The sequence below is a fragment of the Allobosea sp. P2_A10 genome, from assembly GCF_056405115.1.
The window spans coordinates 53,166-76,894 of record NZ_JBFUCS010000018.1 but is presented as its reverse complement, the minus strand read 5'-3'; the positions used below and the strand labels follow the sequence as shown (position 1 = coordinate 76,894).

The following is a 23,729-nucleotide window of genomic DNA, read 5'->3' as shown; positions in this document are numbered from 1 at the left end:
GAGATTCCCGGGTCGGCGCTTTGCGCCGCCCGAGAATGATGGATGTCACCGCACCAGAATGTTGCGGAACTGCCAGGGGTCGCTGGTGTCGATGTCCTCGGGGAAGAAGCCCGGGCGGCCGTCGAGCGGGGTCCAGTCGGTATAGGCGCCGGTGACCGGGCCGAGATAGGGCGTCTGCACTTCGAGGCAGCGGCGGAAATCCATCTCGTCGGCCTCGACGATGCCGGCGGTCGGGTTTTCCAGCGCCCAGACCATGCCCGCGAGCACGGCCGAGGTCACCTGCATGCCCGTGGCGTTCTGGTAGGGCGCGATCCGGCGGGTTTCCTCGACCGAGAGCTGCGAGCCGTACCAGTAGGCGTTCTTGCCATGGCCGTAGAGCAGCACGCCGAGTTCGTCGATGCCATCGACGATCTCGTTCTCCTCGAGGATGTGGTGTTCCTCCTGCACGCGGCCGGCATTGCCGAACATCTCGTGCAGTGACAGCACCGCGTCATTGGCCGGGTGGTAGGCGTAATGGCAGGTCGGCCGATAGACCGCCTTGCCCGACGCGTCGCGCACGGTGAAATAATCCGCGATCGAGATCGACTCGTTATGCGTCACGAGGAAGCCGTATTGCGGGCCGGGCGTCGGGCACCATGAGCGTACGCGGGTGTTGGCTCCGGGCTGGAGCAGATAGATCGCGGCCTGGCAGCCCTGCGCATGGGTGCGCCCGTTCTCGGGCATCCAGGTCTCGTGCGTGCCCCAGCCGAGTTCGGCCGGCTGCATGCCCTCGGAGACGAAGCCCTCGACCGACCAGGTGTTGACGAAGACGTCGCGCGGCTTGGGATGTTTCGCCCGCTGCGTGTCGCGCTCGGCGATGTGGATGCCCTTGACGCCCAGCGTCTGCGCAAGCTGGCCCCAATCGGCGCGGGTCTTGGGCTCGGGCGTCTGGACGCCTGTATCGGCGGCGATGTTCAGCAGCGCCTGCTTGACGAACCAGGAGACCATGCCGGGATTGGCGCCGCAGCAGGAGACGGCCGTCGTCGTGCCGGCCGGGCGTGCATGCTTGGCCGCAACCGTGGCCTCGCGCAGCGCATAGTTCGAGCGCGCTTCCGGCCCCTTGCTGGCGTCGAAATAGAAGCCGATCCAGGGCTCGTTGACGGTGTCGATATAGAGCGCGCCGAGATCCGAGCAGAGCTGCATGATGTCGAGCGAGCCGGTGTCGACCGAGAGGTTGACGCAGAAACCCTGTCCGCCGCCTTCGGTCAGCAGCGGCTTCAGCATGTCCTGATAGTTTTCGCGGGTGACCGCCTGCTGGATGAAGCGGATGCCGCGCTCGTCGAGCAACGCCCGGTCGGCATCATCGGGATCGATCACGACAAAGCGCGAGCGGTCATACTCGAAATGCCGCTCGATCAGCGGCAGCGTGCCGCGGCCGATCGAGCCGAAGCCGATCATCACGATCGGGCCGCTGATCTTGCCGTGCATGGGCCAGGTGGTCATGGGCGGGTTCCTTCAAACAAGCATTGCGAAACTACGGAGCCCCCATCCCGAGGAGCAGGCGAAGCCTGCGCCTCGAACGATGCTCCAGTGAGTGCTGGACATTCGTCGAAACGCTGCTGGCGCAGCTCCTCGGGATGAGGGCTCATATGCGGCTAGCCTCTATTGGGCATAGCTTCCAGCGTCAATTCTCAACCCGGCCATCAGACATGCGCGCCGGGATAATCGGCATCGAGCACGAAGGGATAGGGCCCCGGGAAGCGTTCGACATAAGCCGTGTGGCTGACGAAGCCCGCGCCGTCCCGGACGGAATGCAGCAGATAGGCAGCCGGCTCCATGTGAAAGGTCGAGTCGCTGGTCTCGTTCAGGTCGAGCGTCACCTGATGCGTCACGCTCGGCGCGATCTGCGCGATCGTGCCGGCAAAGCGCGTCACGATCGGCCGATGGTGATGGCCGCAGAGGATGCGCTCGACATTCGGATGGCGCGCCACGATGGCGGCGAATTCATTCGCGCCCTCAAGCAGGCGGATCGCGTCCATATGGGCGATGCCGCAATCACAGGGCGGATGATGCATGAAGATCGCGACCGGCTTGCCGCTGGCGCTATCCAGCGCCTTTTCGAGAAAGGCGAGCCGCTTTGCGCAGAGCGCGCCGGCGCTCTGGCCGGGCACCAGCGTGTCGAGCCCGATCAGCCGCATCGGGCCGAGATCGGCGGAAAACTGGACGAAGCCGGAGTCGAGAGCCGTATGCGGATCGAGCGCCAAGCCCGCAATCAGATTGTCGCGGCGGTCGTGATTGCCCGGAACCATCAGCACCTGCATGTCAAGTCGGGCGAGCAGGCTTTGCAGCAGCGCGTACTCCTCGGGCAGGCCGCAATCGGTCAGGTCGCCGGTGATGACGAGCACGGCGGGTCGCGGCCTCAGCGCCATCACCGCATCGAGCGCGCGCTCGGTCAGCGCGTTGGTCTCGGAGACGCGATAGGCCGGCTTGCCGCGTGGGCGGATGTGCAGATCGGTAATGTGGGCGATGAGCATGATCGGGATGTCCAAAGGCGTCATGGCCGGGCTTGGCCCGGCCATCTCGGGAAGAAAGCGCGGCCGACGTCAGTTCGTCGGCAGCTTCAGCGCGGTCTGCTCGACATAGGGCTTCATGATGTCGTCGGCCTGCTTTTGGGCGGCGACGAGCGCTTCCTTGGGCTGCTTCTTGCCGGAGAGCACGGCGGCAAGTTCGTCCTCGATCGCCTTGCGCACGGGCACGGTCTTGTAAGTTGCGAACCAGGGCTTGGCGACGGCGAGCTGGCTTACCGCGATGCCGGCGTCGGGGTTCTTGGCGATGAACTCCTTCATCTCCGGCAGGTCGTAGGAGGCCTTGTTGGGTGCGAAATAGCCGGTCGCGCGGCTCCACCAGCCGGACTTCTCCGGCGAGGTCATCCAGTTGATCAGCGTCCAGGCGGCCTTGCGGCGTTCGCCCTCGACGCCTGCCGGGATCACCAGAGAGGCGCCGCCGATCGGAACCTCGTTGCGGACGTTCTTCGGCACGAAAGCGACCTTGTAGGGGAACTTGGCGTTGGTGCGGATATGGGTCAGCGAACCGGTCGAGAGCAGCATCATCGAGGTCTGGCCGGAAAGGAAGGCGCCGGAGACCGCGCCGCCCGCCTGCACCCCGGCCGGGTGGACCTTGTGCTTGCTGACGAGGTCGGACCAGAAGGTCAGCGCGCCGAGCATTGAAGGGGTATCGTAGTAGACCTCGCCGCCGTAATCGACATTGAACCACTGGCCGCCGTTGGAATGGGTCAGGGCCTGCAGGATCCAGCCGCCGTAATCGTAGTTGGAGGGCATCATCATGCCCCAGCGGGTGACGCGGTCGCCGTCGCGCCTGGTCAGCTTCTTGGCGGTCGTGACCAGCTCTTCCCAGTTCGCGGGCAGCTTGTCGGGATCGAGGCCGGCTTCCTTGAGGTGATCGGTGTTGACGTAGAGCAGCGGTGTCGAGTTGTGGAAGGGCACGCCGTAGACTTGGCGATCAAGCACCGCGTTGCCATGCAGCGCGTCGAAGAACTGACCCATGAACTGGTCGTTGCTCTTGCCGTCGGCCTTGATCATCGCATCGAGCGGCTGGATTTCGCCTTCGATCTTGAGGTCGAGCAGGAAGTTCGCCGACATGATGACGGCAGCCGGCGGCTTGCCGGCCTTCATGGCGGCGCGGGTCTTGATCAGGGTCTCGTCATAGGAGCCGGTATAGACCGGCGTCGCCTTGATCGCGGGGTTCTTCTCGTTGAACTCCTTGAGCAGGGCGGCCATGTCGCGGGCGAGCTGGCCGTCGACGGGGACGGGAAAGAACAGCTCGATCTCGGTTGGAGCCTGAGCGAAGGCGGGCGAGAGCGCGAAGGTGAGGCTGAGCGCGGCGCCCGCGAGCATTGTGCGACGGGTGGTCGTCATGATGGTTTCCCTTATTTGATGCCGGAGGAGACGAAGGAGTTGACGAAGGCACGCTGGAACAATGCGAAGGCGATCAGCAGGGGCGCGCTGACCAGCAGCGTGCCCGCCGCGATCACGCCCCAGGCCTGTGCGCCCTCGGCGCCGCGCGTAAAGGAGGCGAGGCCGACGGTGAGCGGACGCAGATCGGGTGAGTTGATCACCATCAGCGGCCACAGGAATTCGTTCCAGTGGGCTGTGACGGAGACGATCGAGAAGGCGACGAGCGAAGGTTTCGCCAACGGCAGGTAGATCAGGCCAATGCGCTGCCAGACATTGGCGCCATCGATCAGGGCGGCCTCCTCCAGTTCGCGCGGGATCGCCTTGAAGGCCTGACGCATCAGGAAAGTGCCGAAGGCGGAGGCGAAATAGGGCGCCATCACGCCCAGCAGCGTATCGTAGAGACCGAGCTTCGCGATCGTCGTCAGGTTGGGGACGATCAGCACGACCGGCGCCAGCATGAGCTGCAGCAGGAAGAGATAGAAACACAGGGTCCGGCCGGGAAATTCGAGACGCGCGAAGGCGTAGCCGGCGAGCGTGATCGTGACGACCTGCACGGCGAGGATGCCGAGGCTGATGATCATGGTGTTCAGGCCGTAGCGCGGGAAATCGGCCGAAGCCCAGGCCTCGCGGAAATTCGCCAGCGTCGGCACATAGGAGGGAACCAGCGAGGCCATGCCAGCCCCGATGCTTTCGGGGTTGAAGGCCGCGACCAGCATCCAGAGAAACGGCACCATCCAGAGCGCCGCGATCAACAGCGTCGCGGCGTAGCCGAGCCTTGGCGACATCTCGCGGTTGGCGACGCTCATTGATCGCGCTCCCCGAAGGAGCGTTCGAGCGTGCGCAGCGAGGACGAGGTGACGACGAGCAACAGCGCAAGCATGACCAGCGTGCCGGCGGCGGCGCGGCCGGCGTCGTAGTTCTCGACGGCCTGCTGGTAGATGTAGAACAGCAGCAGGTTGGTTGAATCGGACGGGCCGCCCTTGGTCAGGACGAAGACGTGATCGACCTGGGTGACCACATTGAGCAGTCCGATCACCAGCACGAAGCCGATGGTCGGCTTGAGATAGGGCAGGGTGACCCAGCGCAGCCGCTGCCAGGGGCCGGCGCCGTCGAGGATTGCGGCCTCATAGGCATCGGCGGGCACCGCTTGCAGGCCCGCCAGGAAGAACAGCATGTAATAGCCGGCGTTCTTCCAGATCGTCAGGCCCATGATCGCGTAGAGCGCGACATCGGGATCGCCGAGCCAGTTCGGGCCCGAGATCGCAAGCTTGGCGAGGTGGTAGTCGATCAGTCCGACATTGGGCAGGAACAGGAACAGGAAGATCGAGGCGGCCGCGACCAGCGGGAGCAGCACCGGCAGGAAAAACAGCGCCCGGAACAGCGCGTTCACCCTGCTGGATTTCGCCAGAGCCATGGCGAAGCCGAGCGCCAGCACGAGGCTCGGGACCACCGTGCCGAAGGCATAGACGAGGTTGTTGACCAGCGCCTTGCGGAAGGCCGTGTCGGCGAAAAGTTTGAGGAAGTTATCCGCGCCGATATAGGCCTGCGGGCCTCCGACACGGAGTTGCCCGTGGAACGACTGCCACAGGACCTGCAGGACGGGCCAGTAGGTGAACAGCGCAAGCAGGACGAGGGAAGGCGCGAGCAGCGCAAAGGCCAGGACCGTGGCAGGCCGCGGTCGCCAGCGCGATGCGCTCCACTCCCTCGTCATGCCCGTCGTCAGAACCGCCTGCGCCATAACCCCGCCTTTACGGGGGTCATGACGACCCTCGACGACGGAGCCGCAACGGATCGGTGACGGTTGGGTGACGGCTCCGGGCTAACCCGGAACCGTGCACGGCAACGTCAAGCGGCGCGCCTGGCGGGCTGCTCGACCGGCAGGGTGTTTTCGTGCGTTTGCCCGGTTGCGACAAGCACGCCGATGGCGCCTGCCAGCGCGCCTGCGCGCAGCTCGAGCCCGAGGAAGCGCTCGCGCTCGACCGGGCCGGGCATGGCGAGATCGCGGGTCGGATCCCCCGAGAAGCCGAAGCGCTCATAGTACCCGGCGTCGCCGACCAGCAGGATCGCGCCGTGGCCATGGCAGGCTGCGCGCCAGATCGCCTCGCGCATCATCGCCTTGCCGACGCCCTCGCCCTGAAGCGCGGGCGCGACCGCGAGCGGGCCGAGCAGCAGGACCGCCTTGCCGCCGGCCGCGACATGCCAGAGGCGCACCGTGCCGATTACGACGCCGTCGCGCTCGGCGATGAGCGCAAGCCCTTCGGCCGGCAGCCGGCCCTCACGCAGGCGCTCGCTCGACTTGGCCGTGCGGCGCTCGCCCAGGCACAGGTCGAGCAGGGCCTCGCGGGCCGGAATGTCCGAGGCGATTTCCTCGCGGATCGTGATCATGACGCACCTCCGGCCGGAGCGCCTGCCTTGAACGGCAGACCTTCCCGGCGCCGCGCGGACGCGGCCAAACGTGACAGGGTTTGTGGAAGAGGGTCCGGCGGGAGCCACGGCCGCGCTTCCGTTCCTGGAAGACGCGGACGCTCCGCCCCGATCCTGGGACGGCCTGTCGATCATGACAGGGCGCTTCGCCGGACCCGATTGGTCAGGGCGCGGCCGAGGCCGCGCCTAGCTCATGGGCATGATGTGATCCGAAAACCGGTTCCCACTTTTCGGCATCATGCCAGACGTCAGATGACGTACTGCCTCAACGGCGGGAAGCCGTTGAAGGCGACGGCCGAATAGGTCGTCGTATAGGCGCCCGTGCCCTCGATCAGCAGCTTGTCGCCGATCTCAAGGCTGAACGGCAGCATGTACGGGGTCTTCTCGTACATCACGTCGACCGAATCGCAGGTCGGGCCGGCCAGCACGCAGGGCACCGTCGCATCGCCGTCGCGGGCGCTGCGGATCGGGTAGCGGATCGCCTCGTCCATGGTCTCGGCGAGACCGTTGAACTTGCCGATGTCGAGATAGACCCAGGCGACCTGGTCGTCCTTGGCCTTCTTCGAGATCAGGACGACCTCGGTCTCGATCAGGCCGGCATCGCCGACCATGCCGCGGCCCGGCTCGATGATGGTCTGCGGCAGGCGGTTGCCGAAATGCTTCGACAGCGCCTGGAAGATCGCATCGCCATAGGCCGGGACGCCCGGGATCGGACGCAGGTAGCGCGCCGGGAAGCCGCCGCCGAGATTGACCATCGAGAGCGACAGCCCACGCACCGCGCACTCCTTGAACACCGCCGAGGCCGAGGCCAGAGCGGAATCCCAGGCGTTGATGTTGGCCTGCTGCGAGCCGACGTGGAACGAGATGCCATAGGCCTGGAGGCCCAGGCGATAGCCGTGCTCGAGCACGTCCGCGGCCATTTCGGGCACGCAGCCGAACTTGCGCGAGAGCGGCCAGTCGGCGCCGGCGCCGTCGCAGAGGATGCGGCAGAAGATGCGCGCGTCCTTCGCGGCCGTCGCAGTGGCGGCGCGGGCGACCTTCTCGACCTCGGCCGTGCAGTCGACGGCGAAGAGGCGCACGCCGAGCTCCATGGCGCGCACGACGTCGCGCTCCTTCTTGATCGTGTTGCCGAAGGAGATGCGGTCGGCGGTCGCGCCAGCCGACAGCGCGAGCTCGATCTCGACGACCGAGGCGCAATCGAAGCAGGAGCCGAGCTTGGCCAACAGCGCCAGCACTTCCGGCGCGGGGTTCGCCTTCACGGCGTAGAACACGCGCGTGTCGGGAAGAGCCCGCGAGAAGGCATGGTAGTTCTCGCGCACGACATCGAGATCGATGACGACGCAGGGCCCATCCTCGCGGCGGGTACGAAGGAACTCACGGATGCGCTCGGTCATGAGACGCGTCTCCCTCCGGCGCAAGCGGCGCCGATGCGACATGAAGCCGGCTTGAGTCGTCAGCGCATCGCGACGCGTTGGAAACGCCGCCATGTGCCGAACGAAACGTCCGGACTCTGATGACCGTCGATTGGGAGATTAACCCCGCACGCCCGGCAATGAAGGACAAGCCTCTTCGGTGCTGGTCTTTGGAGGACCAGCGAGACCAAAAAAAGCCCGTTCCGTCGTTGCTTTAAGCTGCGTCCCCCGTGGAGATTCGGGGTTCGCCGGTTTCGCCTCCGGCTGCCAGTCGCTGTTCGGTGACAGTTTCCCTTGGGAGGAAACCGGGAGCGTGATTTGAGGGGATATCCATCCCCCTCCATCCGTCTCCAACACCTGGCGGCTGTCCGGCCTCTTGTCCGGATGCCCACCGACTGACACGCGGCCACAGGCACGTGCGAATTGGGTGAGCTGCATATACGTGCGTCGCCCCCCCTCTACAAGTTTTTTTTGATCCGGGGGCCGCATTTTTTCGCACGCGGAGACAGCCGGTTCGCCCCCACCACGCCGATGCCCTAGACCGGCCCCATTTCATCGCCTAAGTCGTTGCGCGACCGCACCTTATGCGGCGCGGACCGACGGGGCTTCTCCGGACCATGATGATGACCGACCGCCGCCGGATTCTGGCAGGCCTCGCCGCCGTACTCTGCGCGTCCGTCGCGCCGTCGGCCCTGCTGGCCCAGCAGCCCGAACCGCAGCCCGCGCCACCCCAGCCGCCGCAGCCGCGCTTCGGGTTCGAGCAGGTCGTCGCCCGCGCTCGCGAGATCGCCGCCGTACCCTATGAGCCCGGCCCGACGCTGCCCGAGCCGCTCTCGAAGCTCGACTTCGATTCCTGGCGCGACATCCGCTTCCGGCCGGACCGGGCGCTGTTGGGCCAGACCGGCTCGCCCTTCCGGATGCAGATGTTCCATCCCGGCTTCCTGTTCACGCGGCCGGTGGTGGTCAATGTCGTGCGCGACGGCGTGGCGACGCCGGTGCCCTACTCCGCCAACCTGTTCGATTATGGCCGCGTCAAGTTCGAGAAGCCGCTGCCGGTCAATCTCGGCTTCGCCGGTTTTCGGCTGCACTATCCGCTGAACGATCCGCGCGTGCTCGATGAGCTGATCTCCTTCATCGGCGCGAGCTATTTCCGCCTGCTCGGACGCGACCAGCGCTACGGCCTGTCGGCGCGGGGGCTTTCGATCGGGGCTGGCGTCGTCGGCGGCGAGGAATTCCCGATGTTTCGGGAATTCTGGGTCGAGGCGCCTGCCGCCAATGCCGACCGCGTCACGGTCTATGCCCTGCTCGACTCGGCTTCGGTCACCGGCGCCTACCGCTTCCATATCTATCCGGACGTCGACAGCGTGCTCGATGTCGGCGTGACGCTGTTCCCGCGCAAGCCGATCGAGCGGCTCGGCCTCGCGCCGCTGACCTCGATGTTCTTCACCGGCGAGAACGACCGCCGCTTCCACGACGATTTCCGCAGCGAACTGCACGATTCGGATGGGCTGATGATTCACTCCGGGACCGGGGAATGGATCTGGCGGCCGCTGCGCAATCCCCGGCAGCAGGCGGTCTCATCCTTCGTCGAGCGCAATGTCCGGGGCTTCGGCCTGATGCAGCGCGACCGCGTCTTCGAGCATTATCAGGATCTCGATCTCAGCTACGAGTTTCGCCCGTCCTACTGGATCGAGCCGCAGGGCGACTGGGGCGAGGGCTTCGTCGAGCTGATCGAACTGCCGACGACCGACGAGACCAACGACAACGTCGTGGCATTGTGGACGCCTAAGACGCCGATCGAGCCCGGCCGCGAATTCTCCTATGGATACAAGCTGACCGCGATGCTCGATTCCGCCGATCTGCACCCCGGCGGGCGGATCATCAACACCTACCAGGCCAAGCCGAAGGCGCTGGGCTCGGGCGAGGCGGTGACCGCCGGCGCGCGGCGCTTCATCGTCGATTTTGCCGGCGGCGACCTCGAATATCACCTGCGCCAGCCCGACAAGGTCGAGATCGTGCCCTCGATCGCCTATGGCCGGATCGACCGCGCCTTCATCGTGCCCAACGTCAAGACGCAAGGGTTCCGCGCCTTCATCGACATCGTCGTCGAGCCGGGCCAGCTCGCCGAGATGCGCGCCTTCCTGAGAAGTGGCGATAAGACGCTGACCGAGACCTGGAGCTATCCCTGGCGGGCGGAGGCGTGAGAGTTCGTCCTTGAGCCCTCATCCTGAGGAGCGCCGCAGGCGCGTCTCGAAGGATAGTTCAGAAGGCTCTGGAAGCATCCTTCGAGACGGCGGCGGCCTCCTCGGGATGAGGGCTTCGGGATGAGGGCTTTGGGGGGCGAACCGTCTTCTGGGCGGGCGAACTGGAATGACGACGGTCAGAACTTCTCCGACCCCGTCCGCGCCGCCTTCCTGCGCTTTTCCGGCGCGGCCGCGACGACCTCGATCTCGACCTTGAAGACCGGCAGCGTGAAGCCGGAGACGATGACCAGCGTCGAGGCCGGTGGCGGGGTCCCGACATGGGCGTCGCGCGCCTCCATATAGGCCTTCATATAGGCGCGGTCCGTGACATAGGCGTTGATGCGGACGATGTCGGCGAGGCTCATGCCGGCTTCGCCGAGGATCGCGGCGATGTTGGAGAAGCAGAGATCGGCCTGGGCGCGGGCGTCCTCGGGAATGGCGCCGTCGGCTGCGACACCGAGCTGCCCCGAGCAGAAGACGAGGCGCTGCCCGGCGGGCAACTCGACGCCGTGGCTGTAGCGCGCGAAAGGTTTTGCGATCGAGGTGGGGGCAAGCGGCTTCATTGCGGCGTCTCCGGGCGGGTTACCGATGACTATGCCGCGCCGCGCCACCGGGAACCAGATCGCAAGCAATGGGTTCGCAACATGCCGGCCCTGCGCTAAAGCAGCCCGGATGTCCCGGTCATGCCGCGTTCAGGCGCAACTGTTATGAAACGGGCGATATCGCCGCACGAAGACCGGATGGGATGCCCCATGACGACGAACACACGGCCTGCCATGCTTCTCAAGGCTGCAGGCCTTCTGCCTCTGCTGGCCCTGACCGCCTGCGCGGGCTCGCAGCGTTTCGTCGGCCCCGGTCCCGGGCAGCCGGTCTATAGCCAGCCGCAGCTGCAATCGGCCCCGCCGATCACCTCGGCCCCGGTGACGTCCGAGCCGCTGCCGCCGCCCGGTGGCTATCCGGTCGCCTCGGCGCCGGCATCGCCCGGCGTCCTGCCGCCGCCACAGGACCCGTTCTTCGACCCCAATGCCGGCGCCCAGCCGCCATCGGCCCCGCCGCCGGTTCAGCCGGCAGAAGTTCCGACCCTGCGCGGCGGCGGCGGCCAGATCGCCACGCTCGGCTCCGGCGCAAGCCAGCCGCGCGGCGCGGTTTCGTCGCGCGACGGCGTTATCGGCAACTGGACGGCGCGGGAGGCGACGGGAGGCTCCTGCAAGGTCCAGCTGTCCAGTGCGCCGGCGCTCGATCTCTACCGCGCGAACGCGGCCGGTTGCGCCAATCGCGACCTGCAGAAGGTCACGGCCTGGGATTATCGCGACGGCGAGGTCTATCTCTATCAGCAGGGCGGCACGGTGGTCGCGCGGCTGCGCGCCGGCGATGGCGGCGCGATGAGTGGCGCGGTGACGAAATCGGGCGCGGCGCTCTCGCTCAACCGCTGAGCGGGTTCAAAAATCGGCCCAGGCCGGCGCAGTCGAGATCGCCACGATGGCCGGCCGCCGCCGGCATTCTGGATGACTGCGGCCTGATCGCGATCAACCCCGCAAAGAGCGCGCGAAGAAGACCGGCGGCCAGAATTTGCGCTGCAGCGTGAGCGCCAGCGTCGCGAAACCCTTGGCGTTGTCGAAGGCCTCGTCGAGGATGGTGAAGGGTGTCGGCCCGCCGGTCGCGATCGAGCCCTCGACATCGCTGTAGCCGCCGACGAGATCGGCCGAGAATTTGCGCGCGAGGCGGCGCATCGCGGCGTTTTCGGGCAGGCAGGTCATATAGAGCGTGCGGATGCCGCGATTGCGCCCCGCCGTGATCAGGCGGCTGAACAGCGTCTCGCCGATGCCGCGCCGGCGCCAGGGCTTCTCGACGCTGAAGGCAGCCTCGCCGGTCCGGGCCACGATGTCCTCCAGCCCGCGCAATTCGCCCGCGCCGCGGACCTCGCCCGCCTCGACATAGGCATAGACCAGCCCGCCGACACCGAAGGTCGTGACGGCGTAGTTGACGAGGAAATCGTCGTTGACGGCCGTGCCGAAGCGCTCGCGGCGCGTCACCGCGTCGAGGCGAAGCAGATGGGCGGTGAACAGGTCGCGTTCCGCGGGCCAGAGCCGGCGGATTTCGCCCTCGCCGGTCAAGGTGCCGACTTTTGTCGAACTTGCCAATGTCATCTCCTGAAAACAGCGCGGATGTATGCGCTACCCAAAAGGAGGCGTGTCTTCCCTAACTCTTTCCGTAGATCGTATGTTGCAGCGCACAATGCAAGTGGCGGATGGGGATTTCTCTGGGCCATCGGCAGGATGTGGCGCTGCCGCCGCTGGTTGGCTTGCCATCTGCGCGCCCATGGGCGAATTGGCGATCCTGCAAATCAACCAGAACAGTTCAGCGGCGTCCCCTGTGCGATGGTCGCGATATCTGGCCGGGCATCTGTGCAAAAAAGCTTGCGAACAGCAGAACCCGAACGCTAGACATGGATCATCTCCTCAGTGATTTGCAGTGTGCTTTGTCGCAACCTGTAAAGATCCGCCAATTCTCCAGCCACAAGAGAGCTTGCATGTCCGAGAACAACGAAGAGCGCCTTGGCCTGTCGGCGATGGTCGTGGCGGCCTATGTCGCGCACAACAACGTCACGCGCGGCGAACTGATCGGGCTGATCGAGAGCACCTATGCGGCCTTCGAGCGCCTCGACGGCGAACCCGTGGCAGCGCCTGCCGAGCCGCTGGTGCCGGCGGTCTCGATCCGGCGCTCGATCACGCCGGAGTTCCTGATCTGCCTCGAGGACGGCAAGAAGTTCAAATCGCTGAAGCGCCATCTCAACAGCAAATACGGCCTCAGCCCCGACCAGTACCGCGCCAAATGGGGCCTGCCGGCCGATTATCCGATGGTCGCGCCGGCCTATGCCGAGGCGCGCTCGGTGCTCGCAAAATCGATTGGGCTCGGTCGCAAGGCCGGAACGACCGTCAAGTCGATCGCCCGCGCAAAGGCCAAGGCAAAAGCCTGAGACCCTTGTGCCCGGGAGCGCCGTTCAGACGTTTTCCCAGATGCGGGGGTCGACGGGTGACTGGCGCTTGATCCAGGAATAGCTGGTCTGGCTCCTCGGCCGGATCGACTGCGTCAGGTTGTCGAGCACGAGATCGCCGTGATCGGAGCGCAGCACCAGCAGGAGATGGCCCTCGCCAGTGCTGGTGAGCGCCACCGCCAGCAGCAAGGCGCTGCCGGGCACGCCCAGTTTCATCAACTCGTGCCGTTTCGTCACGGCGTAGTCGTTGCAGTCGCCGCTCGCCGGGTTGAGGCGCCAGACGTTGATCGGTCCCTGGCCGGTCTTGGTGATCGGCTGGATGCGGCTGTTGACGCCGGCATTGACCCGCTCGACCTGTGCCATCAGCGACGGCGTCAGCGTGACGACGGAGTTCCTGTCTCCGCCCGGGCTGCATTCGCTGCGATAGCTCATGCAGAAGCGGACGAAGGCGAGCGGGGCCGCGCCGATATTGTCGAGACGGTATTGCGGGCCCGCGCCGGCGTTGTAACCGGCGCTTTGCTGAACGCAGCCGGCCCCTGGCAGGGCCAGGCCGAGAGCCAGCATGAGTGGCGGAAGGAAGGTCTTGCGAATCATGCGACGTCCGGCTTCTACGGGCTCAATACCGCTTTGACACGGCGCGGTTTAAATTCCGTTCAGCCGGCAGCGCTGCTGCCTTTCGACAACTCGCCTGTTCCATCCAGCGTGTCGATCACCCCCGATATTTGAGCCGCTGTCTCTCGGCGGTCAGCGTCTGGCCGGAATGCAAGGTCGAGCGGCCAGGCGCGTCGCCGCTCAGGACCGTGTCTGATCCTTGACTAGCATCGCGTTTGGGATGTTCAGCATCTTGCTGGAGATCCAATCCACCGGCTTGACCTTGCGTTGGGGTTCCCAAGGATCGTTGAATGCAATCTGTCCGCCCATGACGCCAAACAGAACGATGACATGGCCGGCGGTCGGATAGGCGTCCATATAGTTGCCAGCGGCCCAGATCGGTCCATTGGCCCTGAGCAGTTGTTCGACGGACGCCGTCGTCAGGCCATCGGCGGGCTTGGCGAGCCGCTTCAGACCTTCGATCTTGGCCAGATCGTCGATGGCTTTCAGGGTCAGGCCCTTGTCCGGCTTCCAGACATCGGGGAGACCCTGTCGCGGGCCGGCGCGATAATAGTATGAAACCATTTCCGCCGAAGCGAGCCAGCATACCATGAAGCCATGCTGCCGAAGCTTGCCATCGGCGCCGGGCTGCATAAGCGGCTGGCCGGAATAGCTGGTCTTCTGGCCGACCAGCGGCACTTCCAACGCGAGATCACCCATCGCTCGACCCTCCGGCGGACGGGCTTGGCGCTGGTCCCGTCCGGAACGATACGGAGAATACACGCCCGATCGGAGCTCGCCATCGGAATCATTGGTCAAAGCCGCGGCGCCGCTTGTCCGGGACGACGCGGTGATTCCGAGGAGCAACAGAGCGCACTAGAAGCCGTACAGCTCCGCTGGATTGTCGACGAGCACGCGCAGGCGATTGGCTTCGGCAGGCACCCAGTCGAGCAGCAGGTCGAGCTGCAGGGCGTCGTCGGGCAGGTCCTTGACCGAGACGTGAGGCCAGTTGCTGGCCCAGAGCATGCGGTCGGGCCGGTGCCGCGCAGCTGCCCTGGCGAGCGCGCCGACATCGGCGTAGAGCGGCGGGCCGCTTCTGGAGACCTCATAGGCGGCCGTCAGCTTCAGCCAGCAGCGATCGCTATCGAGCAGTCGCAGCAGCGTCTTGAAGCCCGGATGGTCCGCCCTGACCGGCTCGAGGAACTTGCCGACATGGTCGACCACCAGGGCGCAGGGCAGGCGCAGCAGCATGGCCTCGCGCTCGGACAGGAGCCGGCCATCCATCTGCAACTGAATATGCCAGCCGAAGGGCGCGATCTTCGCCGCGATCGGCTCCAGCGCCTCCCAGGGCAACGCGCCGCCGGGCAGCATCTGGAAGCGGACGCCGCGGAACCCGGCCTTCGTCAGACGCTGCAGCTCGGCCTCGCCGACATCGGGATCGACCACGGCGACACCACGCGCATGATCGAGGCCGAGCGCGGCGATCGCGGCCTCTGTGCAGCTGTTGTCCATGCCATAGGCGGTCGGCTGGACGATGATCGCGCGGCTGATGCCCAGGCGCGCCTGGACCGCGCGATAAGCGGAAACGCTGGCCCAGGCCGGCCCCGGTCCCATCGCGTTCGGCGCGAGCTTCATGGCCGGATCGTAGATATGGACGTGGCAGTCGCAGCTGTTCTGCGGCGCTTTCAGGCTCGGTGCGGTCTCGGTCATGGCGGTGTCCGATCTCTCGACGGTGGTGATCAGGGACGGCGTGTCCAGTTCGCCGCATTGACGGCGCCGACCGGGATTTCTCCCGCGACGATGGCCGTGACCTGGCGGACGGTTTCGAGCGCCTGGCTTTCGATCGAAGGCGGCGTCAAGCCACCGATATGCGGCGTCGCGATCACATTGGGCAGGCAGGTCAGCTCGGACGAGGGCATCTGGTCGGGCGCGCGGCCGACATCGAGCGCCGCCCCGGCGATGCGGTTCTCGCGCAAGGCCGTGATCAGCGCGGGCTCATCGACGAGGTTGCCGCGCGAGAGGTTGATCAGGAACGCTTCGCGCTTCATCAGCGCCAGCGCCGCCGAGCCGATCAGGTTCTCGGTCTCCGCGTTGGCGATGGCGAGGCAGACGACGTAGTCGGCGCGCGCCAGCAAGGCATCGAGCGGCAGCGCCGTGAAGCGCGCATCCTCGATTTTAGCGAAGGGGTCGGCGATCAGAACATCCATCCCAAGCATCGCCGCGACATCGGCGAGCCTGCGCCCGATGCTGCCATAGCCGATGATGCCGATGCGCGATCCCGCGAGCTGGCGGCCCATCCGGATCTCGGGCCTGCGCCCGGCCCGATAGTCGCCCGTCGCGCGCGAGATGCCGCGTGAGAGATCGATCACGAAGCCGAGCCCTAGCTCGACGACCGAGGCGACGAAGCCCGGCCCGGCCTGCGTCACCAGCACGCCGGCAGCCGAGGCGGCGGTGACATCGATGGTGCGGATGTCGACGGCGCAGCGGATGAAGGCGCGCAGGTTTGGCAGGCGGCTGAAGATGTCGGCCGGACCCGGCGTCATCCGGTCGGACAGGATGATGTCGGCGTCCCGCGCCGCCGCGGCCAGCGCCGTGGCGTCGAGCGGCTCGTCGCCTTCGTGCAGGACCACCTCCGCCACGGCGCGCAAGCCTGCGAGCGCCTCGTCGCCATAATACTGGCGGCGTGTCCGCGGCGTGTGGGTGAGCAGGATCTTCAGCATCGGCATTCAGTCCGTCAGCTTCACGAGCTTGCGCAGACTGGCGAGCCCGGGCGGCGGTTCCTCGCCCGGAAAGACGCGCGGCCAGACGGTGTAGGAAACCTCGCCGACATAGATGTCGCCATGCGAATCGACGGCCAGACCATGGGGTGCGACGAAACGGTCGGGTCCGCGCCCGGCGCCGATATCGCCGAGCCGCGCGACCAGTTCGCCCTTGGCGGAGACGATGCTGAGGCGCGGCCCGAGATTGGGCTTGTCGCGATTGACCGCCATCTCGGGGCCGAGTTCGCCGATATAGCAGAGCGGGTCGCGCCCCGCGGCGAGGCACAGGCCGCAGGGCCGGTGCAGATTGTTCCACTGCGTCTCGTAGCGGCCGCCACCATCGAAGACCTGGACGCGATGGTTCTCGCGGTCGGCGACATAAACCCAGCCATCGCCGTCGCAGACGATGTTGTGGACGATGTTGAAGCTGCCGGGCTCGGTGCCTGACTTGCCCCAGGACAAAAGCCGCCGGCCGCTGCGGTCGTATTTATGGACCTGGGCGTTGCCGTAGCCGTCGCTGACATAGATATCGCCGTTCGGCGACAACGCGGTGTGGGTGCAGCGGTTGAAGGGCTCGCCGCTCATATAGGGCGCTGGCTCGCCGGGAACGCCGATCTCGAGCAGGACCTTGCCGTCGAGCGTGCATTCGCGAACCGTGTGATCGCCGTCATCGGTGCAGAACAGCGTGTCGTCGGGGCCGATATGCAGGCCGTGCGGTCGCTTGAACACGCCCTCGCCCCAGGAGCGCAGGAAATTGCCGGCGCGATCGAAGACGATCATCGGATGGGCGCCGCGGTTGAAGACGTAGACGCGATCATGGCGATCGACCGCGACCGCGGCGACATCGGGCAGGGTCCAGCCGTCGGGCAGTTTGCCCCAGCTTTCGTCGATCCGGTAGCGATGGTCGCCGCCGCCAAGGATGGGGTTCATGGTCGGTCCTTGGCGGCGCGCTTCGCGTCCGGCTCAGTAGCCGAAGGCGTGGGGCAGGAAGGTGCTGATCGCCGGCACGAAGGCGATCAGCAGCAGGCAGAGGAAGAGCAGGCCGAGATAGCCCATGATCGGCTTGACGGTCTGCTCGATCGGCACGTTGCCGATCAGGCAGGCGCCGTAGAGGCCGAGACCCAGTGGCGGCGCGAACAGGCCGATGCCCATGGCGATCACCAGCACGACGCCGAAATGCAGCGGCGCGATGCCGAGCTTGATCGCGACCGGCACCAGCAGCGGCCCGAAGATGATCAGCGCGGCCGCGCCTTCCAGCACCGAGCCCATGACGATCAGGATCGCGATCGAGAGCAGCATGAACAGCCAGGTGCCGCTGGTTTGCGACAGCGCCACCATGAAATCGGCAACCGCATGCGGAATCTGCTGCAGGGTCAGCACGAAGGCGAGCGACTGCGCGGCGGCGACGATGAACAGGATCAGCCCCGAGCGCGTCGCGGCGCTGATGAAGCTTTGCACCGCGGCACGCCAGCCGAGTTCGCGGAACACCACCGCGCCGACGACGATCGCGTAGAGCGCCGCGAAGGCGGAGATCTCGGTCGCCGTCGCAAAGCCGGATTTGAAGCCGCCGAAGATCATCGCGATCAGTCCAAACGAGACCGCCGCCCCGCCCCACAGGTTGAGCATGGACTGGGTCTGCCGCGGCCCGGCCTCGGGCTCGGTGCGCGTGCCGAAGATGATCGAGACGCCGATCAGGGCGAGCGCCATCAGGGCAGCGGGCAGGAGCCCGGCAACGAAGAGCCCGCCGATCGAGAGATTGGCGACGAAGCCGAGGATGATCAGGTTGATGCAGGGCGGGATCGTCTCGGCCATGACGGCGGATGCCGCGAGCAGCGCCACCGCATTGCCGGGGTTCTGCTTCGAGCGCCGCGCCGCCGGGATCAGGACCGAGCCGACAGCCGCGACATCGGCCATCTTGGAGCCCGAGATGCCGGAGAACAGCACCATCGAGGTCACCATGACGACGTTGAGGCCGCCGCGCATGCGACCGATCAGGCGTTGCAGCAGCTCGATCAGCCGGACCGACATGCCGTTGGCTTCCATCAGGTAGCCGACGAGGATGAAGAACGGGATCGCCAGCAGCACGAAATTGTCGATGCCGCGCGCCATCTGCTGGGCGAAGATCACGCCGGGCAGGTTGCCTTCGACCCAGATGAAGGTCAGCGCCGCCAGCGCCAGCGCGAAACCGATCGGCAGCCCGCCGCAGAGCACGACGAAGAAGCCGACGAGCATCATCGTGCCGGAGCCGGGAACCGTGCCGGGCGAGAGCGCTTCCCACGCCATGTAGAGGCCGAACACAGCCGCCGTTGCGACAGCCGAGCCCGCGATGTCGGATAGCGGTCGGCGCAGATAGAGATCGGCGGCGAAGAGCGTCATGAAGACGGCGCCCCCGCCCATCGGATAGAACGTCCATTCGAGCGGCAGGCCGGAGCCGGTGGTCTGGCCGGTCGTGAGCCACCCGAGCTTCAGCGCGTTGAACGCGACATAGGCCGAGACGACCAGGACCAGCAGCGCGCCGACACCGTCGATGAGGCGTCGCGAGGATCCGCTGAGCTTGTCGACGAAAAAGGCGACGCCGGGGTTCTCGACGCGGGCGAGCGCGCTCGCCGCGCCAAAAAAGCTCGATCCGACCATCAGGCCGCGTGCGACGTCGTCGGCCCATTCGACCGGGGCGTTCCAGAGCGAGCGCATCAGCACGGACCCGCAGACCACGATCAGGTCGGCGGCAAGAAGGACGCCCGCGATCATGTCGCTGAGCGAGAGGACGGCGCTGATCGCGCCGCCCCGTGTGCCAGCCTGCGCCGGCACGGCTCCAGCCATCTGCATCGGTTCAGACCGAGGTCGAGCGGATCATGTCGACGATCGGCTTGGCCTCCGGCCGCGCCTTGACGAAATTCTCGCTTTGCGGAAGCACCCGCTTGAGGAAGGCCGCCTTGTCGCATTCGACGACGGTGACGCCCTTCTGGGTCAGCAGTTCCAGAGCTTCCTTTTCGACCGCGAGGCCATGGGTCCGCGTATCGGCGGCCGCTTTCTTCGCAGCGTCGAGGAAGCCTTCGCGCAGCTTCGGCTCCATCTTGTTGAAGCTCGCCTCGCTGAAATAGGTCGCGAGCGGCGAGAAGTTGTGCTGCGTCAACGAGTAGAACTTCGAGGTCTCGAAGAACTTGCTGGCGAAGATGGTCGGAGGATCGTGCTCGAGACCGTCGAGAACGCCGGCCTGCAGCGCGGTGTAGATCTCGCCGAAGGCGAGTGGCGTCGCGGCCGCGCCCATCAGGCGCAGGCATTCGGTGATGACCGGGTTCGGCAGGGTGCGGATCTTCAGCCCGGTCAAATCCTCGGGCGTCTTCACGGCTTTCTTGGAAAGCACGCTGCGCGAGCCGAAATTATAGGCCCAGCTGATCACCCGGATGTTGGCGGATTTGAGCAGGGCCTCCTCGATCGGCTTGGCCGCGCCGGCCTCGAACGCCTTGGTCTGCTGCGGAAAGCTGGAGAACAGGTAGCCGAGATCGAAGGTGCCGACGAGCGGCACCAAATTGGCCGAGATCGACGAGCCCGAAACCATCAGGTCGATGACGCCGAGCTTCACCGAGTTGATGACGTCGATCTCCTGCCCGAGCTGGTTGTCCGGGAAGAAGGCGACCTCGATCTGCTCGGCCAGGCCATTGCCTTTCAGATGCTTGACCAGGTTTTCATAATAGACACGGCCATTGGCGTATTTCGGATCGTTTGCCTGCGAGGACGAGAGCTTCAGCTTGGTGACGGCGGCCTGGGCGCGGCCGATCACGGCCGGTGACAGGACGAGGCCGGTCGAAATCGCCAGGGACGATTTCACGAGCCCGCGACGGGTGAAATGAGACGACATCTGGTTTCCTCCGATGAGCAGATCTGACGTCCGCTCTTGATTTCAGATGTCACATCGGGGTGGCATCTGCTCATAATGTATGACTAGATTGAAGAAGGTGGCAAGGTGCTAAATTGCCTGACGGCAGCCGAGCCGTCCTGGTTGCCTGCGGCGCTGAAAGCGCTATTGCGGGCGCGAAAACAGGGTATGGGAGTGGTTTGCCCAATTCATGCAGGTTTCAATGTTCCAGGCGCCCAACACGATCGCCCGCACCGTGCACAGCCAGATCGCCGACCGGATCGGTCTGAGCATCGTACGCGGCGATATCGTGCCGGGCGACCCGCTGCCATCCGAACTCCGCATCTGCGAAATGCTCGATGTCAGCCGGACCGTCGTGCGCGAAGCCATACGGACGCTGACGGGCAAGGGGCTGGTCGAATCGCGAGCCAAGAGCGGCACCAAGGTGCGCCGGCCCGAGCAATGGAACCAGCTCGATCCCGACGTGCTGCGCTGGCAGCTCGAGACGGCCGACACCGATGCCTATCTCGCCAAGCTGTTCCAGTTGCGCTACGCGGTCGAGCCGGCGGCGGCGGCGCTGGCGGCTGCCGCCGCGACCGCGCAGGACATCGCCGGGATCAGGGCCGGCCTCGACGGCATGGCGGCCGCGACCGATACCGAGAGCTTCGTCGTCGCCGACATCGCCTTCCACCAGGGCATCTATTTCGCGACGCATAACGAGTTCTTCTGGCCGATTGCGCAGATGTTCGAGATCACGTTGCGCCAGAGCTTCGCCATCGCCTCGACCGGCGATCATCGCCCCCGCGCGCTGGCCGAGCATGGCGCGGTGCTGGACGCAATCATCGCTCATGATGCCGAAGGCGCGCACGCCGCGACAATCGTGCTGCTGCGCCACTCGGTCGACGATCTCGTCAAGATCCGCGGCACCGACCCGTTCGAGAAGACGCTGGGAACCTCGGCCGCGACATAACACGCTCAACCCGGCGGAACTTGTGCGCGGGCAGGCTGTGCTCTCATGAGCTCGCTCGGCGGTCATCGTCGCGGCAGCCGGCCTCACCGGGAGCATGAGGTGGGCCGACGAAGTGGCACGAAAACGGGGAGAACGTCAGTGTCGAGGGCGTCTCTCATGCGCGAATCAAGCGCATGGAACCTGCGGTGACGCTTATGACGCCACGTCATACCCTGGCGTTGAACGCGACGAACCGGACCTCGCTTGCAAATTCCGCCGCATTTTGTGCAGACGAGACCGACGCCATACATGGAATCGCCTGACTCCAGCCCAGGCTTTCAATCACTTAGATCGAAAGCCTGGTGGAGCTGAGGGGAATCGAACCCCTGACCTCTGCAGTGCGATTGCAGCGCTCTCCCATCTGAGCTACAGCCCCGAAGGCGCTGGCCTTCTAGGCTGTGCGTCGCGTGAATGTCAATCGCTTCCGCCATGTGTTTGGGGCCGGCGGCGAGGGTGTCGCGCCCAGCCGCCTGATGACAAGAGGGATGCCGATGCGTGCCGTTCTCGATGTGGTGATGCTCGCCTTGAACATCTACACATGGATCCTGATCGCGTCGGCGGTTCTGAGCTGGTTGATCGCCTTCAACGTCGTCAACACGCGCAACCAGTTCGTCGCCGCGGTGTGGGATTTCGTTGGCCGCGTCACCGAGCCGGCGTTGCGCCCGATCCGCAACATGCTGCCCAATCTCGGCGGCATCGACATCTCGCCGATCATCCTGCTGCTGATCATCTTCTTCATCGAGCGGGTGATCGTCTATTATCTCTATCCGCTCACGATCTGAGACTGCCTGAGGCCTTCCGGATGGCGGAAGCCTGAATCGCCGCGACGCCAGGCGGCCCTGCTCGCCGTGGCCTGAGCGCATCCGCGCATTCGCTGCGGCGCAACATCCGCTTGACGAATGCGCCGGAGTCCTGTTCGAGAGAGGCCATGGACAAGCCAGCGGCCCCATTTCCACAACGCCTCACCGAAGGCTATCGCGCCTTCCTCGACGACCGTTTCGACCGCGAGAAATCGCGCTACGAGGAACTCGCCGACGGCCAGACGCCGAAGATCATGCTGATCGGCTGCTGCGATTCGCGCGTCTCGCCGGAGATCATCTTCGATGCGCGCCCGGGCGAAATGTTCGTCGCCCGCAACGTCGCCAATCTGGTTCCGCCCTTCTCGCCCGACGACCAGCTGCACGGCACCTCGGCTGCGCTCGAATATGCCGTGCAGGCGCTCAGGGTCGAGCATATCGTCGTGCTCGGCCATGGCCGCTGCGGCGGCATCCGCGCCTTCGCCGACGACACGCAAGGGCCGCTTTCGCCGGGCGATTTCATCGGCAAATGGATCACCCTGATCGGCCCGGCCGCCCAGCGCACCGGCGGGCGCGGCCGCAACGAGAGTTTCGACGACTATGTCGAACGGCTGTGCTTCGCCTCGATCCAGCAGTCGCTGATCAATCTGCGGACCTTCCCTTGCGTCCAGATCCTCGAGGGCAAGGGCCGCATCCAGTTGCACGGAGCCTATTTCGCGGTTGCGACCGGGGTGCTGATGCTGCTCGATCCGGTCTCCGGGCAGTTCATTCCCGCCGTCGGCGACATGCCCAAAAAGGTCCAGATGATCCGTTGCGACGAGCCCGGCTGAAAACGCCGGCGGGTGCGATAATTTCCTCCCGCGCCCCCGATGACGACCGGCCAACCTTGCGCTAGATTATTGGCTCCCGGTCACTCAAGTCCCGAAGCTCCATGTTCGATCGTCGCAAGCCCCCCGCCGCCCAGCCCTTCGTCACCCACGAAAACATCGAAGCCAAGGTCAAATGGTTCGACCCTGAAAAGGGGTTCGGCTTCGCCTCGCCCGCCGACGGATCCGGCGACGTCTTCCTTCACATTTCGGCTCTGGGCCCGCTCGACCAGCAGGACCTCCAGCCCGGCGCGACCATCATCGCCGATCTCGGCGAGGGCCGTCGCGGCCTGCAGGTTGTGGCCATCCATGAGATCGACGCCTCGACGGCGCAGCCCGCCGCGCCGCGTGCCGACCGCGCCCCGCGCCCGTTCTCGGCCCGTCCGCCGCGCGATGATTTCGGCGGCGGTGGCGGCTATGGCGGCGGCGGTGGTTACAACGACCGTGATCGTGGTGGTTACGGCGGTGGCGGTGGCGGCTACAATGACCGCGGCGATCGCGGTGGCTTCGGCCAGCGCGACAGCGGCCCGATGGAAGGTCCGTTCGACGGCGCCGTGAAGTTCTTCAACACCGAGCGGGGCTTCGGTTTCATCGCGCCCGACAAGGGTGGGCCGGATGTGTTCCTGCACGTCTCGTCGCTGGGTCGCAGCGGCCTGCAGCCGCCGATGGACGGCCAGCGCGTTCGCTTCTCGATCCGCGCCGGCAAGAAGGGTCCCGAAGCCGCCGATGTCAGCTTCCTCTGATAAGAAGCCGCAGCTTTGAAACGACATCAGGCCCGCCGGATCGGCGGGCCTTTTTCTTGACCCGACGAGCTTGGCCCGGGA

General features: G+C 65.9%; 23 protein-coding genes and 1 tRNA gene. 7 read left to right on the top strand and 17 right to left on the bottom strand.

All coding sequences use genetic code 11. The annotated features are described in order from the left end of the window. Nucleotides 1–45: 45 nt before the first annotated feature. The 7 genes from AC1DZY_RS21715 to AC1DZY_RS21685 form a co-directional block, all read right to left on the bottom strand. On the bottom strand, nt 46–1,482 hold the full coding sequence (locus AC1DZY_RS21715; RefSeq protein ID WP_476822236.1) for a homospermidine synthase: 1,437 nt from the start codon (nt 1,480–1,482) through the stop codon (nt 46–48). A 200-nt stretch (nt 1,483–1,682) separates the two neighbouring features. Further along, nucleotides 1,683–2,513 (bottom strand): phosphodiesterase, encoded by an 831-nt coding sequence (locus tag AC1DZY_RS21710; protein ID WP_476822235.1) that lies wholly within the window; start codon nt 2,511–2,513, stop codon nt 1,683–1,685. A 69-nt stretch (nt 2,514–2,582) separates the two neighbouring features. Next, complete coding sequence (locus AC1DZY_RS21705; RefSeq protein WP_476822234.1) at nt 2,583–3,914, bottom strand: ABC transporter substrate-binding protein; 1,332 nt, start codon at nt 3,912–3,914, stop codon at nt 2,583–2,585. An 11-nt stretch (nt 3,915–3,925) separates the two neighbouring features. Continuing rightward, nucleotides 3,926–4,759, bottom strand: a complete 834-nt coding sequence (locus AC1DZY_RS21700; RefSeq protein ID WP_476822233.1) for a carbohydrate ABC transporter permease — start codon at nt 4,757–4,759, stop codon at nt 3,926–3,928. Continuing rightward, nucleotides 4,756–5,664 (bottom strand): carbohydrate ABC transporter permease, encoded by a 909-nt coding sequence (locus AC1DZY_RS21695; RefSeq protein WP_476822275.1) that lies wholly within the window; start codon nt 5,662–5,664, stop codon nt 4,756–4,758. Before AC1DZY_RS21695 ends, AC1DZY_RS21700 begins: the two co-directional genes overlap by 4 nt. A 134-nt stretch (nt 5,665–5,798) precedes the next feature. After that, nucleotides 5,799–6,338, bottom strand: a complete 540-nt coding sequence (locus AC1DZY_RS21690; RefSeq protein WP_476822232.1) for a GNAT family N-acetyltransferase — start codon at nt 6,336–6,338, stop codon at nt 5,799–5,801. 287 nt (nt 6,339–6,625) lie between these two features. Beyond that, nucleotides 6,626–7,771: a type III PLP-dependent enzyme gene (locus tag AC1DZY_RS21685; protein WP_476822231.1), complete on the bottom strand. Its 1,146-nt coding sequence runs from the start codon at nt 7,769–7,771 to the stop codon at nt 6,626–6,628. A gap of 635 nt (nt 7,772–8,406) precedes the next feature. Between AC1DZY_RS21685 and AC1DZY_RS21680 the strand changes: the two genes are divergently transcribed. After that, complete coding sequence (locus tag AC1DZY_RS21680; RefSeq protein ID WP_476822230.1) at nt 8,407–9,993, top strand: OpgD/OpgG family glucan biosynthesis protein; 1,587 nt, start codon at nt 8,407–8,409, stop codon at nt 9,991–9,993. A 176-nt stretch (nt 9,994–10,169) separates the two neighbouring features. Here AC1DZY_RS21680 and AC1DZY_RS21675 read toward each other — a convergent pair whose 3' ends face one another. Further along, complete coding sequence (locus tag AC1DZY_RS21675) at nt 10,170–10,595, bottom strand: RidA family protein (protein WP_476822229.1); 426 nt, start codon at nt 10,593–10,595, stop codon at nt 10,170–10,172. A gap of 189 nt (nt 10,596–10,784) precedes the next feature. Here AC1DZY_RS21675 and AC1DZY_RS21670 point away from each other — a divergent pair, with 189 nt between their 5' ends. Further along, nucleotides 10,785–11,465: an AprI/Inh family metalloprotease inhibitor gene (locus AC1DZY_RS21670; RefSeq protein ID WP_476822228.1), complete on the top strand. Its 681-nt coding sequence runs from the start codon at nt 10,785–10,787 to the stop codon at nt 11,463–11,465. 93 nt (nt 11,466–11,558) lie between these two features. Here the strand turns inward: AC1DZY_RS21670 and AC1DZY_RS21665 are convergent, their stop codons facing one another. Then, nucleotides 11,559–12,173, bottom strand: a complete 615-nt coding sequence (locus AC1DZY_RS21665; RefSeq protein ID WP_476822227.1) for an N-acetyltransferase family protein — start codon at nt 12,171–12,173, stop codon at nt 11,559–11,561. Nucleotides 12,174–12,562: 389 nt separating this feature from the next. Here AC1DZY_RS21665 and AC1DZY_RS21660 point away from each other — a divergent pair, with 389 nt between their 5' ends. Next, on the top strand, nt 12,563–13,009 hold the full coding sequence (locus tag AC1DZY_RS21660) for a Ros/MucR family transcriptional regulator (protein WP_476822226.1): 447 nt from the start codon (nt 12,563–12,565) through the stop codon (nt 13,007–13,009). A gap of 24 nt (nt 13,010–13,033) precedes the next feature. Here the strand turns inward: AC1DZY_RS21660 and AC1DZY_RS21655 are convergent, their stop codons facing one another. From AC1DZY_RS21655 to AC1DZY_RS21625, 7 genes are all read right to left on the bottom strand, one after another. Beyond that, complete coding sequence (locus AC1DZY_RS21655) at nt 13,034–13,621, bottom strand: transglutaminase-like cysteine peptidase (RefSeq protein ID WP_476822225.1); 588 nt, start codon at nt 13,619–13,621, stop codon at nt 13,034–13,036. A gap of 198 nt (nt 13,622–13,819) precedes the next feature. Continuing rightward, nucleotides 13,820–14,437 carry a papain-like cysteine protease family protein gene (locus AC1DZY_RS21650; RefSeq protein WP_476822224.1) on the bottom strand — a complete coding sequence of 206 codons (618 nt, stop codon included), beginning with the start codon at nt 14,435–14,437 and terminating at the stop codon, nt 13,820–13,822. Between the two features lie 57 nt (nt 14,438–14,494). Then, nucleotides 14,495–15,328: an amidohydrolase family protein gene (locus AC1DZY_RS21645; protein ID WP_476822223.1), complete on the bottom strand. Its 834-nt coding sequence runs from the start codon at nt 15,326–15,328 to the stop codon at nt 14,495–14,497. Nucleotides 15,329–15,357: 29 nt separating this feature from the next. Next, nucleotides 15,358–16,335 (bottom strand): NAD(P)-dependent oxidoreductase, encoded by a 978-nt coding sequence (locus AC1DZY_RS21640; protein WP_476822274.1) that lies wholly within the window; start codon nt 16,333–16,335, stop codon nt 15,358–15,360. Nucleotides 16,336–16,344: 9 nt separating this feature from the next. Then, nucleotides 16,345–17,307, bottom strand: a complete 963-nt coding sequence (locus tag AC1DZY_RS21635; RefSeq protein ID WP_476822222.1) for a peptidyl-alpha-hydroxyglycine alpha-amidating lyase family protein — start codon at nt 17,305–17,307, stop codon at nt 16,345–16,347. A 33-nt stretch (nt 17,308–17,340) separates the two neighbouring features. Further along, nucleotides 17,341–19,197, bottom strand: coding sequence for a TRAP transporter large permease (locus AC1DZY_RS21630; RefSeq protein ID WP_476822221.1), 1,857 nt, complete (start codon nt 19,195–19,197; stop codon nt 17,341–17,343). Between the two features lie 10 nt (nt 19,198–19,207). Next, a complete protein-coding gene (locus AC1DZY_RS21625; protein ID WP_476822220.1) occupies nt 19,208–20,236 on the bottom strand; it encodes a TRAP transporter substrate-binding protein in 1,029 nt (342 codons plus the stop codon). A gap of 220 nt (nt 20,237–20,456) precedes the next feature. Here AC1DZY_RS21625 and AC1DZY_RS21620 point away from each other — a divergent pair, with 220 nt between their 5' ends. After that, a complete protein-coding gene (locus tag AC1DZY_RS21620) occupies nt 20,457–21,203 on the top strand; it encodes a FadR/GntR family transcriptional regulator (RefSeq protein ID WP_476822219.1) in 747 nt (248 codons plus the stop codon). Between the two features lie 339 nt (nt 21,204–21,542). Here the strand turns inward: AC1DZY_RS21620 and AC1DZY_RS21615 are convergent. Next, a tRNA-Ala gene (locus AC1DZY_RS21615) sits at nt 21,543–21,618 on the bottom strand. 115 nt (nt 21,619–21,733) lie between these two features. On the opposite strand from AC1DZY_RS21615, the gene AC1DZY_RS21610 reads away from it, so the two are divergent. From AC1DZY_RS21610 to AC1DZY_RS21600, 3 genes are all read left to right on the top strand, one after another. Continuing rightward, entirely contained in the window at nt 21,734–22,024 is a 291-nt protein-coding gene (locus AC1DZY_RS21610) for a YggT family protein (protein WP_476822218.1), read from the top strand. Nucleotides 22,025–22,170: 146 nt separating this feature from the next. Continuing rightward, nucleotides 22,171–22,869 carry a carbonic anhydrase gene (locus tag AC1DZY_RS21605; RefSeq protein ID WP_476822217.1) on the top strand — a complete coding sequence of 233 codons (699 nt, stop codon included), beginning with the start codon at nt 22,171–22,173 and terminating at the stop codon, nt 22,867–22,869. 101 nt (nt 22,870–22,970) lie between these two features. Beyond that, a complete protein-coding gene (locus tag AC1DZY_RS21600) occupies nt 22,971–23,648 on the top strand; it encodes a cold-shock protein (RefSeq protein ID WP_476822216.1) in 678 nt (225 codons plus the stop codon). The last annotated feature ends 81 nt before the right edge of the window (nt 23,649–23,729 follow it).

Bases quoted from the DNA above. Each gene is read 5' to 3' on its own strand.
- AC1DZY_RS21715 (WP_476822236.1), bottom strand. From the start codon at position 1,482: ATGACCACCTGGCCCATGCACGGCAAGATCAGCGGCCCGATCGTGATG.
- AC1DZY_RS21710 (WP_476822235.1), bottom strand. From the start codon at position 2,513: ATGCTCATCGCCCACATTACCGATCTGCACATCCGCCCACGCGGCAAG.
- AC1DZY_RS21705 (WP_476822234.1), bottom strand. From the start codon at position 3,914: ATGACGACCACCCGTCGCACAATGCTCGCGGGCGCCGCGCTCAGCCTC.
- AC1DZY_RS21700 (WP_476822233.1), bottom strand. From the start codon at position 4,759: ATGAGCGTCGCCAACCGCGAGATGTCGCCAAGGCTCGGCTACGCCGCG.
- AC1DZY_RS21695 (WP_476822275.1), bottom strand. From the start codon at position 5,664: ATGACGAGGGAGTGGAGCGCATCGCGCTGGCGACCGCGGCCTGCCACG.
- AC1DZY_RS21690 (WP_476822232.1), bottom strand. From the start codon at position 6,338: ATGATCACGATCCGCGAGGAAATCGCCTCGGACATTCCGGCCCGCGAG.
- AC1DZY_RS21685 (WP_476822231.1), bottom strand. From the start codon at position 7,771: ATGACCGAGCGCATCCGTGAGTTCCTTCGTACCCGCCGCGAGGATGGG.
- AC1DZY_RS21680 (WP_476822230.1), top strand. From the start codon at position 8,407: ATGATGATGACCGACCGCCGCCGGATTCTGGCAGGCCTCGCCGCCGTA.
- AC1DZY_RS21675 (WP_476822229.1), bottom strand. From the start codon at position 10,595: ATGAAGCCGCTTGCCCCCACCTCGATCGCAAAACCTTTCGCGCGCTAC.
- AC1DZY_RS21670 (WP_476822228.1), top strand. From the start codon at position 10,785: ATGACGACGAACACACGGCCTGCCATGCTTCTCAAGGCTGCAGGCCTT.
- AC1DZY_RS21660 (WP_476822226.1), top strand. From the start codon at position 12,563: ATGTCCGAGAACAACGAAGAGCGCCTTGGCCTGTCGGCGATGGTCGTG.
- AC1DZY_RS21655 (WP_476822225.1), bottom strand. From the start codon at position 13,621: ATGATTCGCAAGACCTTCCTTCCGCCACTCATGCTGGCTCTCGGCCTG.
- AC1DZY_RS21645 (WP_476822223.1), bottom strand. From the start codon at position 15,328: ATGACCGAGACCGCACCGAGCCTGAAAGCGCCGCAGAACAGCTGCGAC.
- AC1DZY_RS21635 (WP_476822222.1), bottom strand. From the start codon at position 17,307: ATGAACCCCATCCTTGGCGGCGGCGACCATCGCTACCGGATCGACGAA.
- AC1DZY_RS21630 (WP_476822221.1), bottom strand. From the start codon at position 19,197: ATGGCTGGAGCCGTGCCGGCGCAGGCTGGCACACGGGGCGGCGCGATC.
- AC1DZY_RS21625 (WP_476822220.1), bottom strand. From the start codon at position 20,236: ATGTCGTCTCATTTCACCCGTCGCGGGCTCGTGAAATCGTCCCTGGCG.
- AC1DZY_RS21620 (WP_476822219.1), top strand. From the start codon at position 20,457: ATGTTCCAGGCGCCCAACACGATCGCCCGCACCGTGCACAGCCAGATC.
- AC1DZY_RS21610 (WP_476822218.1), top strand. From the start codon at position 21,734: ATGCGTGCCGTTCTCGATGTGGTGATGCTCGCCTTGAACATCTACACA.
- AC1DZY_RS21605 (WP_476822217.1), top strand. From the start codon at position 22,171: ATGGACAAGCCAGCGGCCCCATTTCCACAACGCCTCACCGAAGGCTAT.
- AC1DZY_RS21600 (WP_476822216.1), top strand. From the start codon at position 22,971: ATGTTCGATCGTCGCAAGCCCCCCGCCGCCCAGCCCTTCGTCACCCAC.